12 protein-coding genes are annotated in these 15,385 nt (G+C 69.8%); 6 read left to right on the forward strand and 6 right to left on the reverse strand.

Annotated elements, in window-relative coordinates; genetic code table 11:
* Positions 1-4 precede the first annotated feature (4 nt).
* Both BEK98_RS31960 and BEK98_RS31965 read left to right on the forward strand, forming a co-directional pair.
* On the forward strand, positions 5-1,591 hold the full coding sequence (locus BEK98_RS31960; RefSeq protein ID WP_094220211.1) for a Na+/H+ antiporter: 1,587 nt from the start codon (positions 5-7) through the stop codon (positions 1,589-1,591).
* A gap of 71 nt (positions 1,592-1,662) precedes the next feature.
* On the forward strand, positions 1,663-2,403 hold the full coding sequence (locus BEK98_RS31965) for an SDR family NAD(P)-dependent oxidoreductase (protein ID WP_094220212.1): 741 nt from the start codon (positions 1,663-1,665) through the stop codon (positions 2,401-2,403).
* Here BEK98_RS31965 and BEK98_RS31970 read toward each other — a convergent pair.
* A complete protein-coding gene (locus BEK98_RS31970; protein ID WP_094220213.1) occupies positions 2,375-3,457 on the reverse strand; it encodes a mechanosensitive ion channel family protein in 1,083 nt (360 codons plus the stop codon). The two genes, BEK98_RS31965 and BEK98_RS31970, sit on opposite strands and share 29 nt — an antisense overlap.
* A 107-nt stretch (positions 3,458-3,564) precedes the next feature.
* On the opposite strand from BEK98_RS31970, the gene BEK98_RS31975 reads away from it, so the two are divergent.
* Positions 3,565-4,134: a dienelactone hydrolase family protein gene (locus tag BEK98_RS31975; protein WP_094220214.1), complete on the forward strand. Its 570-nt coding sequence runs from the start codon at positions 3,565-3,567 to the stop codon at positions 4,132-4,134.
* A 7-nt stretch (positions 4,135-4,141) separates the two neighbouring features.
* On the opposite strand, the gene BEK98_RS31980 is transcribed toward BEK98_RS31975, so the two are convergent.
* The 4 genes from BEK98_RS31980 to BEK98_RS31995 form a co-directional block, all read right to left on the reverse strand.
* Positions 4,142-5,812, reverse strand: coding sequence for an alkaline phosphatase D family protein (locus BEK98_RS31980; protein ID WP_094220215.1), 1,671 nt, complete (start codon positions 5,810-5,812; stop codon positions 4,142-4,144).
* Positions 5,813-5,915: 103 nt separating this feature from the next.
* Positions 5,916-6,734 (reverse strand): thioredoxin domain-containing protein, encoded by an 819-nt coding sequence (locus tag BEK98_RS31985; RefSeq protein ID WP_094220308.1) that lies wholly within the window; start codon positions 6,732-6,734, stop codon positions 5,916-5,918.
* A gap of 66 nt (positions 6,735-6,800) precedes the next feature.
* The gene (locus BEK98_RS31990; RefSeq protein ID WP_094220216.1) at positions 6,801-7,484 is read right to left on the reverse strand and encodes a hypothetical protein; all 684 of its coding nucleotides are present in this window, start codon (positions 7,482-7,484) and stop codon (positions 6,801-6,803) included.
* Positions 7,485-7,551: 67 nt separating this feature from the next.
* Positions 7,552-8,877 (reverse strand): DUF2252 domain-containing protein, encoded by a 1,326-nt coding sequence (locus BEK98_RS31995; protein ID WP_094220217.1) that lies wholly within the window; start codon positions 8,875-8,877, stop codon positions 7,552-7,554.
* A gap of 169 nt (positions 8,878-9,046) precedes the next feature.
* Between BEK98_RS31995 and dnaE the strand changes: the two genes are divergently transcribed.
* Entirely contained in the window at positions 9,047-12,586 is a 3,540-nt protein-coding gene (dnaE, locus tag BEK98_RS32000; RefSeq protein ID WP_094220218.1) for a DNA polymerase III subunit alpha, read from the forward strand.
* Between the two features lie 71 nt (positions 12,587-12,657).
* On the opposite strand, the gene BEK98_RS49145 is transcribed toward dnaE, so the two are convergent.
* Positions 12,658-12,831: a hypothetical protein gene (locus BEK98_RS49145; protein WP_167444303.1), complete on the reverse strand. Its 174-nt coding sequence runs from the start codon at positions 12,829-12,831 to the stop codon at positions 12,658-12,660.
* Positions 12,832-13,057: 226 nt separating this feature from the next.
* On the opposite strand from BEK98_RS49145, the gene BEK98_RS32005 reads away from it, so the two are divergent.
* Together BEK98_RS32005 and BEK98_RS32010 are read left to right on the forward strand one after the other, a co-directional pair.
* Positions 13,058-14,275, forward strand: coding sequence for an NYN domain-containing protein (locus BEK98_RS32005; RefSeq protein ID WP_094220219.1), 1,218 nt, complete (start codon positions 13,058-13,060; stop codon positions 14,273-14,275).
* A gap of 79 nt (positions 14,276-14,354) precedes the next feature.
* Positions 14,355-15,368 carry an ABC transporter ATP-binding protein gene (locus tag BEK98_RS32010; protein WP_094220220.1) on the forward strand — a complete coding sequence of 338 codons (1,014 nt, stop codon included), beginning with the start codon at positions 14,355-14,357 and terminating at the stop codon, positions 15,366-15,368.
* Positions 15,369-15,385 lie beyond the last annotated feature (17 nt).

Below are 15,385 nucleotides of genomic sequence, written 5' to 3' on the forward strand. Positions count from 1 at the left end.
GGCCGTGGATCAGTTGGCTCTGTTGTTCGTGGTGCTGCTCGGGGCCCTGGTGAGCGTCCCGGTGGGGGACCGGTTGGGGTTGCCGGCGCCGGTGCTGATGACCGTGTTCGGCGGGGCTCTGGCGGTGACCGACTTCGTGCCCGACGTGGAGATCCCGCCCGAGCTGATCCTGCCCGGACTGCTGCCGCCGCTGCTCTACGCCGCCGTACGGCGGACCTCGTGGCGGCAGTTCACGGCGAACAAGCGGCCGATCTTCCTGCTGGCGGTCGCCCTGGTGTTCGTGACGACAGTGTGTGTGGCCGCCGTCGCCCATGCGATCGTGCCCGGTCTGCCGGTCGCCGCCGCCGTGGCGCTGGGCGCCCTGATCGCCCCGCCGGACCCGGTCGCGGCCACCGCCGTCGCCGGGCAGCTCGGACTGCCGCGCCGTCTGGTGTCGATCCTGGAGGGCGAGGGGCTCTTCAACGACGTCACGGCCATCGTGCTCTACCACGTGGCGATCGCCGCCGCCGTGAGCGGGGAGTTCTCGGCCTGGCGAGCCGGTGTCGACCTGGTCCTGTCGGCCGTGGTCGCCGTCGTGATCGGGCTGGCCCTCGGCTGGGGCGCGAACAAGCTGATGGACCTGCTCGGCGACCCCACCCTGCAGATCGGGCTGACCCTGCTGGTGCCGTACGCCTCCTACGTCCTCGCGGAGGAGCTGCACGGGTCCGGGGTGCTCGCCGTACTCACCACGGCCCTCTTCCTCGCCGAGTACGCCACCGATGCCGACGACGTGATGACCCGGCTGGCCGGGTACACCTTCTGGGACATCATCGACACGCTCGTCACCGGTGTCGCCTTCGGGCTGATCGGCCTCGAACTGCACAACGCGATCAGGACGGCGACCGGGCGCTGGGGCGAGCTGATCGGCTGGTCCGCCACGATCGTCGGCGTCGTCGTCCTCGTACGGCTGCTGTGGCTGGTGCCCGCGACCTGGCTGACCAAGCGGCTGCACGCGCTGCGGGACTACGACGAGGACATCCCGGTGAGCTGGCGCGAGACCGTCGTGATGTGGTGGTCCGGGATGCGTGGGGTGGCCTCGGTGGCGCTGGCGCTCGCGATCCCGCTCAAGACGGACGACGGATCCCCCTTCCCCGACCGCGACGAGATCGTCTTCATCGCCTTCGGGGTGATCATCGCCACGCTGGTGCTGCAGGGGCTGACACTGCCCTGGCTGGTGAAGCGGCTGGGGGTGCGGGCCGACTCCGAGCGGGAGACGGAGTTCGAGGAGGAGCTGGCGCGACGGGCCACGAAGGCCGCCAGGCGGAGGCTGCGGGAGATCGAGCAGGTGGAGGAGTTGCCGGAGGAGCTGGCGGAGCAGATGTTGCGGCGGGCCTTCGACATCGGGATCCGGATCAGCCCGGACATGGGGGAGGCGGAGCGGCGGGAGGCGCACCAGCAGCGGGAGCGGCGGGTGAAGCGGGTGAGGCGGATCCAAGGGGAGATGCTGAGTGCGGCTCGGCACGAGGTGTTGGCCGCACGGAGTGAGCCCGGGGCGGATCCGGAGATCGTGGACCGGGTGCTGAGGCATCTCGATGTGCGGAGCCTGCGCTGATTCTCATACAAGCAGACCGGGGTTGTGGATAACCGGAAGCGTGCGCCGGGCGGCGTTCGTACTCTCGGATCATGACTCGCAACATCGTGATCAGTGGTGGCGGTACGGGAATTGGCCTCGCGACGGCGCACGCCTTCGCCGCGGACGGGGACCGGGTGCTGCTGCTCGGGCGGCGCGCGGAGGTGCTGGAGAAGGCAGGGGTGCCCAGGGCGCTCACCTATGCCGCGGATCTGGCCGAACCCGGTGACGTGCGGGGCGTCGCCCGGTTCGTGGCCGAGGAGTTCGGCACCGTCGACGTGCTCGTGCACAGCGCGGGCGGCGCGGGGCAGCTGGAGCCCCCGGCCGGCAGCGACGACCCCCTCGACCGGGTGTTCCACAACTGGACGGTCAACTTCCGGCTGAACACACTCACGGCCGCCCTCCTCACCGAAGCCCTCAAGGACCGGCTCGCCGAGCCCGGCGGCCGGGTGCTCTTCCTCAGTTCCATTGCCGCGTACCGGGGTTCGGGCAGCGGCGCGTACGCGGCGGCCAAGGCGGGGCTGCATCCCTATGCCCATGACCTCGCCCGTGAGCTGGGGCCACGCGGCATCACCGTGAACGTGGTGGCACCCGGGTACATCGAGGACACCGAGTTCTTCGGAGACACCATGGACCAGGCGCGGCGGCAGCGGCTCATCGCCGACACCGTGACCGGCCGCGCCGGCATACCCGGGGATGTGGCCGCGACCCTGCGCTGGCTGGCCTCGCCCGAAGCCGGGCATGTCACCTCGCAGGTGATCCAGGTCAACGGGGGTAGCGAGCGGGGCCGTTGACGGACCGTGCGGTCAGCCCCGGCGGCAGGACCGCGTCGGCGGTGTTGACGCGGGGCAGGGCGTAGGGGTGTTCGGCCGACAGCCAGGTGATCATCTGCTCGCGGACGGTGACCCGGACCGTCCAGATGTCGTCCGCGTCCTTCGCGGTCACCAGGGCGCGCACCTGGATGGTGTTCGGGGTGGCGTCCGTCACGTACAGGTTGTAATTGCGGCCGTCCCAGGCCGGGCACTGACGCAGGATGTCGCGGAGCCTCTCGCGCATCGCCTCGATCGGCGCGCCGTGGTCGAGGTGCCAGAAGACGGTGCCCGTCATCTGCGGAGTGCCCCGCGACCAGTTCTCGAAGGGTTTGGAGGTGAAGTACGACACCGGCATCGTGATCCGTCGCTCGTCCCAGGTCCGTACCGTCAGGAAGGTCAGGGTGATCTCCTCCACCGTGCCCCACTCGCCGTCCACCACCACCGTGTCGCCGATACGCACCATGTCGCCGAAGGCGATCTGCAGCCCCGCGAACATGTTCGACAGCGTCGACTGGGCGGCGACGCCGGCGACGATGCCGAGGATGCCGGCGGAGGCCAGCAGCGAGGCACCGGCCGCGCGCATTGCCGGGAACGTCAGCAGCATCGAGGCGCTCGCCACCACGATCACGATCGCGGAGACCACCCGCATGATCAGCTCCACCTGGGTGCGCACCCGGCGCACCCGGGCGGCGTCCGGGTGGGCCCGCGCGTACCGGGTGTAGGAGGTCTCGACGACCGCCGCGGCGATCCGGATCACCAGCCAGGCGGCGGACCCGATCAGCACCAGGGTCAGGGTCCGGCCCACGCCGGTGTGATGCCGCTGCAGCAGGTTCGCGTGGTCGTAGGAGCCTCTGAGCAGGGCGGCGCACAGCACGAGTTGATAGGGGATGCGGCCGCGCCGCAGCAGGTCCCACAGAGGGGTTTCGGGGTTTCGTTCGTCGGCCTTGCGCAGCAGTCGGTCGGTGGCCCAGCCGATGGCCAGGGTGAGCAGGACCGAGCCGCCGAGCACGATGAGGGGGCGGAGCACATTCTCCATGTCTTCGCGTCTTACCAGGCTCGCGGCGTCATGAACCTGCGACTTCGCGGCGCACCCGGGAAAGGCCGCGCTACGGCGTTGTCGTACCCGGCTGGCACCATGGCCTCATGAACATCATGCTCTTGCACTCGACCTACGGGCTCAGGCCCGCGGTGCGCGAGGCCGCGGACCGGCTGCGCGCGGCGGGCCACGAGGTGTGGACGCCGGACCTCTTCGAGGGGCGCACGTTCGAGACGGTCGAGGAGGGGATGGAGTTCAAGGAGCGGATCGGCAAGGAGGAGCTGCTCAAGCGGGCCGTGCTGGCGGCGGCGCCGTACTCGGAGCGGGGGCTCGTGTACGCCGGGTTCTCGCTCGGCGCCTCCATCGCGCAGACCCTGGCCCTCGGCGACGAGAAGGCACGCGGCCTGCTGCTCCTGCACGGCACCTCGGACCTCGCGCCGAACACGCGGGTGGACGAGTTGCCGGTGCAGCTGCACGTGGCCGAGCCGGACCCGTTCGAGACGGACGACTGGCTGAGCGCCTGGTACCTGCAGATGGGCAGGGCGGGGGCGGACGTGGAGGTCTACCGGTACGCCGGGGCGGGGCACCTGTACACCGACCCCGGGCTGCCGGACTACGACGCGGAGGCTGCCGAGGCCACCTGGCGGGTGGCGCTCGGCTTCCTCGACAGCCTGTAAGGCTCGGCTACACCGGGTCGTAGGTGCGCTCCACCTTCTGCGTGCCGCTGCGGGTGCGGTACGAACGCACCCAGGAGGAGGTCGCGTCGGCGGCCGTGCGGTCGGACAGGACGTAGTAGTCCATCTGCGCACGGTCGGAGGTGATGTCCAGGACGCCGTAGCCGTGGCGGTCGGTGTCCACCCAGTGGACGTGCCGGTTGGCAGCCTTGATGAGCGGCGAGGCGATCGCGGAGACGGTGCCCTCGGGGACCTTCACGATGTCGTCGAGGTTGTCGGAGGTCACCGAGGTCACCACGAACTCGGTGGCCGCCGAGGCCGACAGCGGGTAGGTGCCCGCGTCCACCGGCACGTCGTTGGCCCACGCCATGTGGATGTCACCGGTCAGGAAGACGGTGTTGCCGATGGCGTTGGAGCGCAGGTGGTCCAGCAGCTCGCGGCGGTCGTCGGTGTAGCCGTCCCACTGGTCGGTGTTGGCGGCGATGCCCTCCTGCGGCAGCCCGAGCAGCTTGGCGAGCGGCTTGAACAGGTCGGCGGAGAGGGAGCCGAAGGAGAACGGCGAGATCATCACCGAGTTGCCGACCAGCCGCCACTTGGTGTCGGAGGCCTTCAGTCCGGCCTTCAGCCAGTCGAGCTGGGCCCGGCCGGTGATCGTACGGTTCGGGTCGTCCACCGAGCCGCTGGCCGTCGCGGCCTGCTGGGAGCGGAAGGAGCGCAGGTCCAGCAGGGAGAGGTCGGCGAGCTTGCCGAAGCGCAGCCGGCGGTAGGTGGTGCCGGCGATCGCGGGACGGACCGGCATCCACTCGAAGTAGGCCTGCTTGGCGGCGGCCTGACGAGCCGTCCAGGTGCCCTCGGCGCCCTCGGTGTGGTTGACCGCGCCGCCCGACCAGGCGTTGTCGGCGAACTCGTGGTCGTCCCAGATCGCGACGACCGGCGCCTTCAGGTGCAGCGCCTGCAGGTCGGGGTCGGTCTTGTACTTCGCGTGCCGGATCCGGTAGTCGGCGAGGGTGATGATCTCGTTCGTGGGGGCGTGCGGGCGGACGACCGTGCCCCGGGCCGCGTACTCGCCGGACTTGTACTCGTAGATGTAGTCGCCGAGGTGCAGCCAGGCGTCGAGGTCGCTGCGGGCCGCGAGGTGGCGGTAGGCGGAGAAGTAGCCGGCCTCCCAGTTGGCGCAGGAGACCACGCCGAAGCGCAGGCCGGGGACGGCAGCGTCCGCCGCCGGCGCGGTGCGGGTGCGCGCCACCGGGGAGTCGGTGCCGCCGGCCGAGAAGCGGAACCAGTAGTCGGTGGCCGGCTCCAGGCCGCGGATGTCGGCCTTGACGGTGTGGTCGGAGGCCGCGCTCGCCGTGGTCGAGCCCTTGGCGACGATGGTCGTCAGCGCCTTGTCCTTGGCGACGACCCAGCTCACCTCGGTGTCCGGGCCGAGCCCGGAGCCGGGTATCGCCTCGGGGGTGGGGGTCACCCGGGTCCACAGCAGGACGCCGTCGGGCAGCGGGTCGCCCGAGGCGACGCCGTGCAGGAAGGCGGGGGCGTCCGTGGCGGCGCGCGCCGGGAGGGCGGCGGCGAGCGGGCCGGCCAGGACAGCGGTCGCCGCCGCGGCCTTGACGACCGTACGGCGGCGGGGCGAAAGGGAGTTGAGGCGCTTGGCGGCCTCGGATGGCTGGTATCGACTGGTCACGACCCATCAGGTTACTGATCGGTATGCGCAAGAGCGGGCGAACTCCGAAAGTTCGCCCGCTCTTCATGCGGTGATCAGATTCTGACGAATCGCCAGATAGGCGTCAGCCCTTGAGAGCCGCGTCCACCGCCGTGTTGAAGTCGGCCACCGACATGGGCGGGTTGCCCTGGTTGCCGGTGGTGAGCTTCTTGCCGTCCATGACGAAGCTCGGGGTGCCCGTCACGCCGTCCTTGTTGTCGTCGAAGGTCTTCGACATGGCCATCGCCCAGGCGTCGTAGGTGCCCTTCTTGACCGCGTCCTGGAACTTCGCGTTGCTCTTCAGCGCGGGCACGGTGTCGGCGACCTTGATGAGGTAGCTGTCGTCCTTGAACTTGTCGGTGTTCTCGTCCGGGTGCCACTTCGTGGAGTACAGCGCGGTCTTGTACTCGAGGAACGCCTCGGGGCTGACGTTGAGCGCCGCGCCCAGTGCGCTCAGCGCGTTCTTGGAGCCCACGCCGTTGTCGTGGTTGTCGATGAACGTGCCGCTGATGAACTGGATCTTGTACTTGCCGGCGTCGATGTCCTTCTTCACCGTCGAGCCGACGGTCTGCTCGAACGCGGCGCACACCGGGCAGCGCGGGTCCTCGTAGACCTTGAGGGTCTTCTTGGCGGTGTCCTTGCCGATGACGACGGTGGTGCCCTTCGTGCCCGTGGTGTTGGCCGGGGCGACGACCGAGGCGTCCTTCAGGCCCTCCCAGTAGCTGGGCTTGTTCATCTGGACGACGGCGTAGCCGATGCCGCCGGCCGCGGCCAGCACGCCCACGACCGAGGCGGCCACGATGACCTGCCGCCTGACCTTGGCGCGCTTGGCCTGCCGCTCGCGCTCCTGGCGCAGCCGCTCCCGGGCCGCCGACTTCGACGCCTGACTGTTCCGCTTGCTCATGTTGGTGATCTCCGTGTGGGACGCGCACATGCCGTACGCGGGATACGTATGGGGGACTGATCGTGCTCAGGCGAATGCCGGTGAGCACGGCGGTCCACGCCGTCCCAGGGAGTGCACGAGGAGCCGGTCGCGGGCGGCGACCGGACGCGGGGCCGGGCGCGGCAGCCGGCGCGCCGGGGAGAGCCGTACGGCGACCGCGGCCACCGCCAGCAGCAGCGGCCGGAAGGTCGTGGCCGCGACCGCGCGCAGCAGTTGGGTCAGGGCCCGCTCGCCCCGCCGCAGCCAGGCGGCGGCGAGCAGTCCCACGCCGATGTGCGCGGCGAGCAGCAGCCAGGAGGCGGCCGGGCTGGCGTGCGCGAGCAGTGCCCCGGAGCCGCGGTCCGAGGCGCCGGTCACCTGGGCCAGCGGGGTGCCCACGCTGCCCTGGCACAGCACGTCCAGGCCGAGGGCGCGCAGCGGTCCGGCCACCGGGCCGCCCGCCCTGCCGTAACAGGCGTGCTGGCCGGTGGTGAACACGGTGTCCGCGGCCAGCTCCAGCGGGATCAGCAGGGCCGCGATCCGGCCGAAGCCGCGCTCGCGGCCCGCCAGCGCGTACGCGGTCAGGAACACGCCGCCGGCGACCGCGGCCACGGTCGCCACCGGCAGCGGGGCCCTGGACAGCAGGACGTGCGACGCGGTGCTGAGCGTCACGACCACGGCCGTGAACAGCGCCGCGCGCGCGGCTCTGAGCTGGGTCCCGGATATGTCCATAGCGAGAGCAGAGTCTGTCACGTACGCGAGTAAGAGACCCCTAAAGGGTGCCTGTGAGTGTGCGAAGTTACAGCCCAGGAATCCGGCCGTTGCGGAACAGGTCGACGAAGATCTGGTGGTCGGCACGCGCGCGTGCGCCGTAGCCGTGCGCGAAGTCCACCAGCAGGGGGGCGAAGCCCTCCTCGTCGGACGCGAGCGCCGCGTCGATGGCCCGCTCGGTGGAGAACGGCACCAGCGACTCGCCGGAGGTGTCGTCCGCCGCCGCGTGCATCGTGGCCGTGGCCCGGCCGAGGTCGGCGACGACGGCCGCGATCTCCTCCGGGTCGTCGATGTCGCCCCAGTCCAGGTCGACCGCGTACGGCGAGACCTCGGCGACCAGCTGGCCAGCGCCGTCCAGCTCGGTCCAGCCCAGCCACGGGTCGGCGTGCGCCTGCAGGGCGCGCTGGGAGATCACCGTGCGGTGGCCCTCGTGCTGGAAGTACCCCGCGATCGCCGGGTCCGTGATGTGCCGGGAGACGGCCGGGGTCTGGGCCTGCTTGATGTAGATCACGACATCGTTCTCCAGGGCGTCGCTGTGGCCCTCCAGGAGGATGTTGTACGACGGCAGGCCCGCCGAGCCGATGCCGATGCCGCGGCGGCCCACGACGTCCTTCACCCGGTACGAGTCCGGGCGGGCCAGGGAGGAGTCCGGCAGGGTCTCCAGGTAGCCGTCGAAGGCGGCCAGCACCTTGTAGCGGGTGGCGGCGTCCAGCTCGATGGAGCCGCCGCCCGGGGCGAAGCGGCGCTCGAAGTCGCGGATCTCGGTCATCGAGTCCAGCAGCTCGAAACGGGTCAGCGAGCGGGCGTCACGCAGCGCGTCCAGCAGTGGACCCTGCGCGGTGTCCAGCGTGAACGGCGGTACCTCGTCGCTCTTGGCGCCGGTGGCCAGGGCGTGGATGCGCTCGCGGTAGGCGGCCGCGTAGATCGTCACCAGCTCGGTGATCTGCTCGTCGCTGAGCGCCTTCGCGTACCCGATGAGCGCGATGGAGGCCGAGAACCGCTTGAGGTCCCAGGTGAAGGGGCCGACATAGGCCTCGTCGAAGTCGTTGACGTTGAAGACCAGGCGGCCGTTGGAGTCCATGTAGGTGCCGAAGTTCTCGGCGTGCAGGTCGCCGTGGATCCACACGCGCGAGGTGCGGTCGTCCAGGTACGGGCCGCCGCGCTTCTCGGCGTCGAGGTCGCGGTAGAAGAGGGCCGCCGTGCCCCGGTAGAAGGCGAACGCCGAGGCCGCCATCTTCCGGAACTTCACCCGGAACGCGGCCGGGTCGGCGGCCAGGAGCCGGCCGAAGGCGGTGTCGAAGACGGCGAGGATCTCCTCGCCGCGCTGCTCGTCGTTGAGCTGGGGGACCGACATCGCGGGGTGCCTCCTGGTGCAGTGCCTGTACGACAGCGTTTCTGCCGTCTCCAACGCACGAAGGTACGTGGGAGTGCCCGTCGGGTGTCAGTCCCGAGGCATAGACTTCGACGCTGACCCCAGAACTGTCCGCCACCCGTCGCCGAGTGTTTCCCCTGGAGGCCTCACCGTGTCCAAGCCGCCCTTCACGCACCTGCACGTCCACACCCAGTACTCGCTGCTGGACGGTGCCGCGCGGCTCAAGGACATGTTCAACGCCTGCAACGAGATGGGCATGACGCACATCGCCATGTCCGACCACGGCAACCTCCACGGCGCGTACGACTTCTTCCACACCGCGAAGAAAGCCGGAATCACCCCGATCATCGGGATCGAGGCGTATGTCGCCCCCGAGTCCCGGCGCAACAAGCGCAAGATCCAGTGGGGCCAGCCGCACCAGAAGCGCGACGACGTCTCCGGTTCCGGTGGTTACACCCACAAGACGATGTGGGCCGTGAACAGCACGGGCCTGCACAACCTCTTCCGGCTCTCCTCCGACGCCTACGCCGAGGGCTGGCTGCAGAAGTGGCCCCGGATGGACAAGGAGACCATCGCCCAGTGGTCCGAGGGGATCGTCGCCTCCACCGGCTGCCCCTCCGGCGAGCTCCAGACCCGGCTGCGCCTCGGCCAGTACGACGAGGCCCTCAAGGCCGCCGCCGACTACCAGGACATCTTCGGCAAGGACCGCTACTTCCTGGAGCTGATGGACCACGGCATCGAGATCGAGCACCGGGTCCGCGACGGCCTCCTGGAGATCGGCAAGAAGCTCGGCATCCCCCCGCTGGTCACCAACGACTCGCACTACACGTACGCGCACGAGGCGACCGCCCACGACGCCCTGCTCTGCATCCAGACCGGCAAGAACCTCTCCGACCCGGACCGCTTCAAGTTCGACGGCACCGGCTACTACCTGAAGTCCACGGACGAGATGTACGCCATCGACTCCTCGGACGCCTGGCAGGAGGGCTGCGCCAACACGCTCCTCGTCGCCGAGATGGTGGACACCACCGGCATGTTCGAGGCGAAGAACCTCATGCCGAAGTTCGACATCCCCGAGGGCTACACCGAGGTCACCTGGTTCCGCGAGGAGACCATGCGCGGCATGAACCGCCGCTTCCCGGGCGGCATCCCGGACGACCGTATGAAGCAGGTCGAGTACGAGATGGACACCATCATCTCGATGGGGTTCCCGGGCTACTTCCTCGTGGTCGCCGACTTCATCATGTGGGCCAAGAGCCAGGGCATCGCGGTCGGTCCGGGTCGTGGCTCCGCGGCCGGTTCGATCGTGGCGTACGCCATGGGCATCACCGACCTCGACCCGATCCCGCACGGCCTGATCTTCGAGCGGTTCCTCAACCCCGAGCGCATCTCGATGCCCGATGTCGACATCGACTTCGACGAGCGTCGGCGCGTCGAGGTGATCAGGTACGTGACCGAGAAGTACGGCGCCGACAAGGTCGCCATGATCGGCACCTACGGCAAGATCAAGGCCAAGAACGCGATCAAGGACTCCGCGCGCGTGCTGGGCTACCCGTACGCCATGGGCGACCGCCTCACCAAGGCGATGCCCGCCGACGTCCTCGGCAAGGGCATCGACCTCGACGGCATCACCAACCCCTCGCACCCGCGCTACAACGAGGCCGGCGAGATCCGCGGGATGTACGAGAACGAGCCGGACGTCAAGAAGGTCATCGACACCGCGAAGGGCGTCGAGGGCCTGGTGCGGCAGATGGGTGTGCACGCCGCCGGCGTGATCATGTCCAGCGAGCCCATCGTCGACCACGCCCCGATCTGGGTGCGCCACACGGACGGCGTGACCATCACGCAGTGGGACTATCCGCAGTGCGAGTCGCTCGGCCTGCTGAAGATGGACTTCCTCGGCCTGCGCAACCTGACGATCATGGACGACGCCGTCAAGATGGTGAAGTCCAACAAGGGCATCGACCTCGACCTGCTGGCCCTGCCGCTCGACGATCCGAAGACCTTCGAACTCCTCCAGCGCGGCGACACCCTGGGCGTCTTCCAGTTCGACGGCGGCCCCATGCGCTCGCTGCTGCGCCTGATGAAGCCCGACAACTTCGAAGACATCTCCGCCGTCTCCGCGCTCTACCGTCCGGGCCCGATGGGCATGGACTCACACACCAACTACGCCCTGCGTAAGAACAAGCTCCAGGAGATCACCCCGATCCACAAGGAGCTGGAGGAGCCCCTGGAAGAGGTCCTGGCCGTCACCTACGGCCTGATCGTCTACCAGGAGCAGGTGCAGAAGGCCGCCCAGATCATCGCCGGGTACTCGCTCGGCGAGGCCGACATCCTCCGCCGAGTCATGGGTAAGAAGAAGCCCGACGAACTGGCGAAGAACTTCACCATCTTCCAAGCCGGTGCCCAGAAGAACGGCTACAGCGACGAGGCGATCCAGGCCCTGTGGGACGTGCTGGTCCCCTTCGCCGGATACGCGTTCAACAAGGCGCACTCCGCCGCGTACGGCCTGGTCTCGTACTGGACCGCCTACCTCAAGGCGAACCACCCCGCCGAGTACATGGCCGGACTGCTGACCTCCGTCAAGGACGACAAGGACAAGTCCGCCGTCTATCTGAACGAGTGCCGCCGCATGGGCATCAAGGTGCTCCCGCCCAACGTCAACGAGTCGGTGCACAACTTCGCCGCCCAGGGCGACGACGTGATCCTCTTCGGCCTCGAAGCCGTTCGTAACGTCGGTACGAACGTGGTGGAGTCGATCATCAGGAGCCGCAAGGCCAAGGGCAAGTACGCCTCCTTCCCCGACTACCTCGACAAGGTCGAGGCGGTCGCCTGCAACAAGCGCACCACGGAGTCGCTGATCAAGGCCGGCGCCTTCGACACCATGGGCCACACCCGCAAGGGGCTCACGGCCCAGTACGAGCCGATGATCGACAACGTGGTCGCGGTCAAGCGCAAGGAGGCCGAGGGACAGTTCGACCTCTTCGGCGGCATGGGCGAGGAGGACTCCAGCGAGCCCGGCTTCGGACTGGACGTGGAGTTCACCACCGAGGAGTGGGACAAGACCTATCTCCTCGCCCAGGAGCGGGAGATGCTCGGTCTGTACGTCTCCGACCACCCGCTCTTCGGTCTGGAGCATGTGCTGTCCGACAAGGCCGACGCGGGCATCGCCCAGCTCACCGGAGGCGAGCACGCGGACGGCGCGGTGGTCACCATCGGCGGCATCATCTCGGGGCTGCAGCGCAAGATGACCAAGCAGGGCAACGCCTGGGCGATCGCCACGGTCGAGGACCTCGCCGGTTCCATCGAGTGCATGTTCTTCCCGGCGACGTACCAGCTCGTGTCGACCCAACTCGTCGAGGACGCGGTCGTGTTCGTCAAGGGCCGGCTCGACAAGCGCGAGGACGTGCCGCGGCTGGTCGCGATGGAGCTCCAGGTGCCCGACCTGTCGAACGCGGGCACCAACGCGCCGGTGATCCTCACCATCCCGGCGGTCAAGGTCACCCCGCCGATGGTCAGCCGCCTCGGCGAGATCCTCAGCCACCACAAGGGCGAGAGCGAGGTCCGGATCAAGCTCCAGGGGCCGCGGAAGACGACGGTGCTGCGCCTGGACCGGCACCGCGTGAAGCCGGACCCGGCGCTCTTCGGAGACCTGAAGGTGCTGCTCGGCCCGTCCTGCCTGGCGGGCTGAGCGGATGCAGCGGGAAGGGGCGCACCCTCAACGGGTACGCCCCTTCCGTGTGCCTGGGCTTCAACTGCCCTTTAGTTGTGGCCGAAGCTCTTCTGCTTCTTACGAGCGACATCCGAGGGGCTGCCCGGGACGTGCGCCGGAGACTCGTGCGCCTCCGTGGACGACCGCTGTGCGTGCTCGTGAGCCTGCTCGGCCTGCGGCGCGCGGTTCTGCGAGCCACCCTTGCGGTTCTTGTTCTTGGCCATGGTGATCTGCCTCCTGTGGGGGATCTAGGGGCCAGGGCCGCGACCAGATTCACATAAGCTGACATCACGCGCATGTCGGATAATTACCGTGTGTGACAGGCTTGGTGGACGAGCGGGACGCGCAAACGCCACGCCGAAGATCCAGTTCCGGCCGTTAACCCCCGCGTGGTCGGGCAGACTCGAAGGAAGTCCGAAGCAAAAGCCTCCAGGGAAGAGGGTGAGTCGCGTGGACCGTTGCATCGTCCTGGTGGACGCCGGGTATCTGCTGGGAGCCGCCGCCAGCCTCCTCGCCGGTGAGCCCTCGCGGTCCCGGATCACCGTCGACCACGCCGCGCTGATCCAGGCATTGCGCGAACGCGCCGAGTCGGAGACCGAGCGCCCGCTGCTGCGCATCTACTGGTTCGACGGCGCCCCCGACCGGGTCCCCCAGCCGGAGCACCGCCGGCTGCGTGTGATGCCCCGGGTCACCGTCCGGCTGGGCGCCCTCACCCGCAGTGACGGACGCTGGGCCCAGAAGGGCGTGGACGCCGCCATGCACGCCGAGCTGACCGAGCTGGCCCGCAACCGCGCCTGCTCCGACGTCGTCCTGGTCACCGGCGACGGTGACCTGCTGCCCGGCATGATGGCCGCCAAGGAGCACGGCGTCGCCGTCCACCTGTGGGCCGTGCAGGCCGCCGACGGGGACTACAACCAGTCCGAGGACCTGGTCGCCGAGGCCGACGAGCGGCGCGTACTGGACCGGGCCTGGATCACCCAGGCGGTCCGCGCCAAGGAGCTGACCGGCGTCTGCGCACCGTCGCCCGCGCCCCGCCCCGAGATCGCCGCCATCCTCTCCGCGCCGCTGCCCGAGTCCGCGCTCGGCACGGCCGCCGAGAGCCCGGCCGAGGAGGGTGCACACGCGCCGGCCGCCGCGTCCGAGAACGGAGCGCAGGAGCGGGTGCCCGCCCCCAAGGGCGTACCCACCCCCAAGGACCTCGCCGCGCTGCGCGCACCCGGCGTGCACGCCGTGCAGCATCCGACGACCGCGACCCTCAGGTGGTCCTCCGACAAGGGCTGGGTGGACCGGCCGGGTGGGGTCTCCGAGCCGCCCGAGGTCGCCTCCATGCCGACGCTGGCCCAGCTCACCACCGCCGAGCAGCGGTGGGCCGACCGGGAGGAGGACATCACCACGGTCGGCGGCGACCCGTACGAGGTGGGGCAGGTCTTCGCGCGCCGGTGGATGTCCCGGCTCGGCGACCAGAGCCATCTGCAGCGGCTGTCCACGATGTACCCGCGCATCCCGCACCGCATCGACGGCGAGCTGCTGCGCTACGCCGCCCGCTTCGGGCTGCTCGCCCACAAGGACGACCAGATCGACGAGCACGACCGTTACGCCATCCGGGCGGGGTTCTGGCGGGAGGTCGACGTGCCGGCGGCGGCCGAACACGCCCCTGCCGGGGAATGACCGTTCTTTTCTTACCGGTCAAGTACAGAAGTGGCCCCAAAGGCGAGTAAAGGGGCCGGACCCCGTAGTCTCGTGCCTTGTGAGTACGCGCGCGGGACAGGCACTTCGGCAGGACGAGGTCGTACGCGTGCGCGGGCTCAGCAAGACCTACCCGCCCGTGAAGGGGCGGCGCGGAACACCGGGTACACCCGAGGTGCGGGCCACCGACGGCGTGGAACTGGACGTACGGCGCGGGGAGATCTTCGGGCTGCTCGGGCCGAACGGCGCCGGCAAGTCCACCCTCGTACGACAGCTCACCGGACTGCTGCGGCCGGACACCGGCAGCGTCGAGATCCTCGGCCACGACATCGTCCGGCACCCCGAGCGGGCCGCGCGGATTCTCGCCTACCTGGGGCAGGAGTCCTCCGCCCTGGACGAGCTGACCGTCGCCCTCGCCGCCGAGACCACCGGACGCCTGCGCGGCCTGGACGTACGGCAGGCGCGCGCCGAGCGGGACGCCGTACTCGACGAACTGGGGCTCACGCCGATCGCCGGGCGGGCGCTGAAGAAGCTGTCCGGCGGACAGCGGCGGCTCGCCTGCCTCGCCGCCGCCCTCGTCGGCCGGCGGCCGCTGCTCGTGCTGGACGAGCCGACCACCGGCATGGACCCCGTGGCCCGGCGCGCGGTGTGGGCGGCCGTGGACCGGCGGCGGGCCGAACACGGTGCGACCGTGCTGCTGGTCACCCACAACGTCATCGAGGCCGAGACCGTCCTCGACCGGGTCGCCGTCCTGGACGAGGGCCGGGTCATCGCCTGCGACACCCCGGCCGGGCTGAAGGAACAGGTCTCCGGCGAGGTGCGGGTGGAGCTGGTGTGGCGGGAGCGGGCACCGCTGGACGTGCCCGAGGTCGCCGTGCTGCGCGAACGGGCCGTGGAGTCCGGCCGGCGCTGGACGCTCCGGCTCGCACCCGAGGAGGCCCGGGCCGTCGTCGCCACGGTGACCGGCGGGGCCGCCTTCGCCGCCCTGGACGACTTCACGCTCGCCACGCCCAGCCTGGAGGACGTGTACCTGGCGCTGGGCGGGGCGGCACGGCAGGGGCTGGTGAAGGCGTGAGCGCGAGGATCGTCGTA

The sequence above is a fragment of the Streptomyces diastatochromogenes genome (assembly GCF_002242805.1).
Taxonomy (GTDB): Bacteria; Actinomycetota; Actinomycetes; order Streptomycetales; family Streptomycetaceae; genus Streptomyces; species Streptomyces diastatochromogenes.

Excerpts from the sequence above, each read along its gene's own strand:
- BEK98_RS31965 (WP_094220212.1), top strand. The coding sequence starts at position 1,663 with ATGACTCGCAACATCGTGATCAGTGGTGGCGGTACGGGAATTGGCCTC.
- BEK98_RS31970 (WP_094220213.1), bottom strand. The coding sequence starts at position 3,457 with ATGGAGAATGTGCTCCGCCCCCTCATCGTGCTCGGCGGCTCGGTCCTG.
- BEK98_RS31975 (WP_094220214.1), top strand. The coding sequence starts at position 3,565 with ATGAACATCATGCTCTTGCACTCGACCTACGGGCTCAGGCCCGCGGTG.
- BEK98_RS31985 (WP_094220308.1), bottom strand. The coding sequence starts at position 6,734 with ATGAGCAAGCGGAACAGTCAGGCGTCGAAGTCGGCGGCCCGGGAGCGG.
- BEK98_RS31990 (WP_094220216.1), bottom strand. The coding sequence starts at position 7,484 with ATGGACATATCCGGGACCCAGCTCAGAGCCGCGCGCGCGGCGCTGTTC.
- BEK98_RS31995 (WP_094220217.1), bottom strand. The coding sequence starts at position 8,877 with ATGTCGGTCCCCCAGCTCAACGACGAGCAGCGCGGCGAGGAGATCCTC.
- BEK98_RS49145 (WP_167444303.1), bottom strand. The coding sequence starts at position 12,831 with ATGGCCAAGAACAAGAACCGCAAGGGTGGCTCGCAGAACCGCGCGCCG.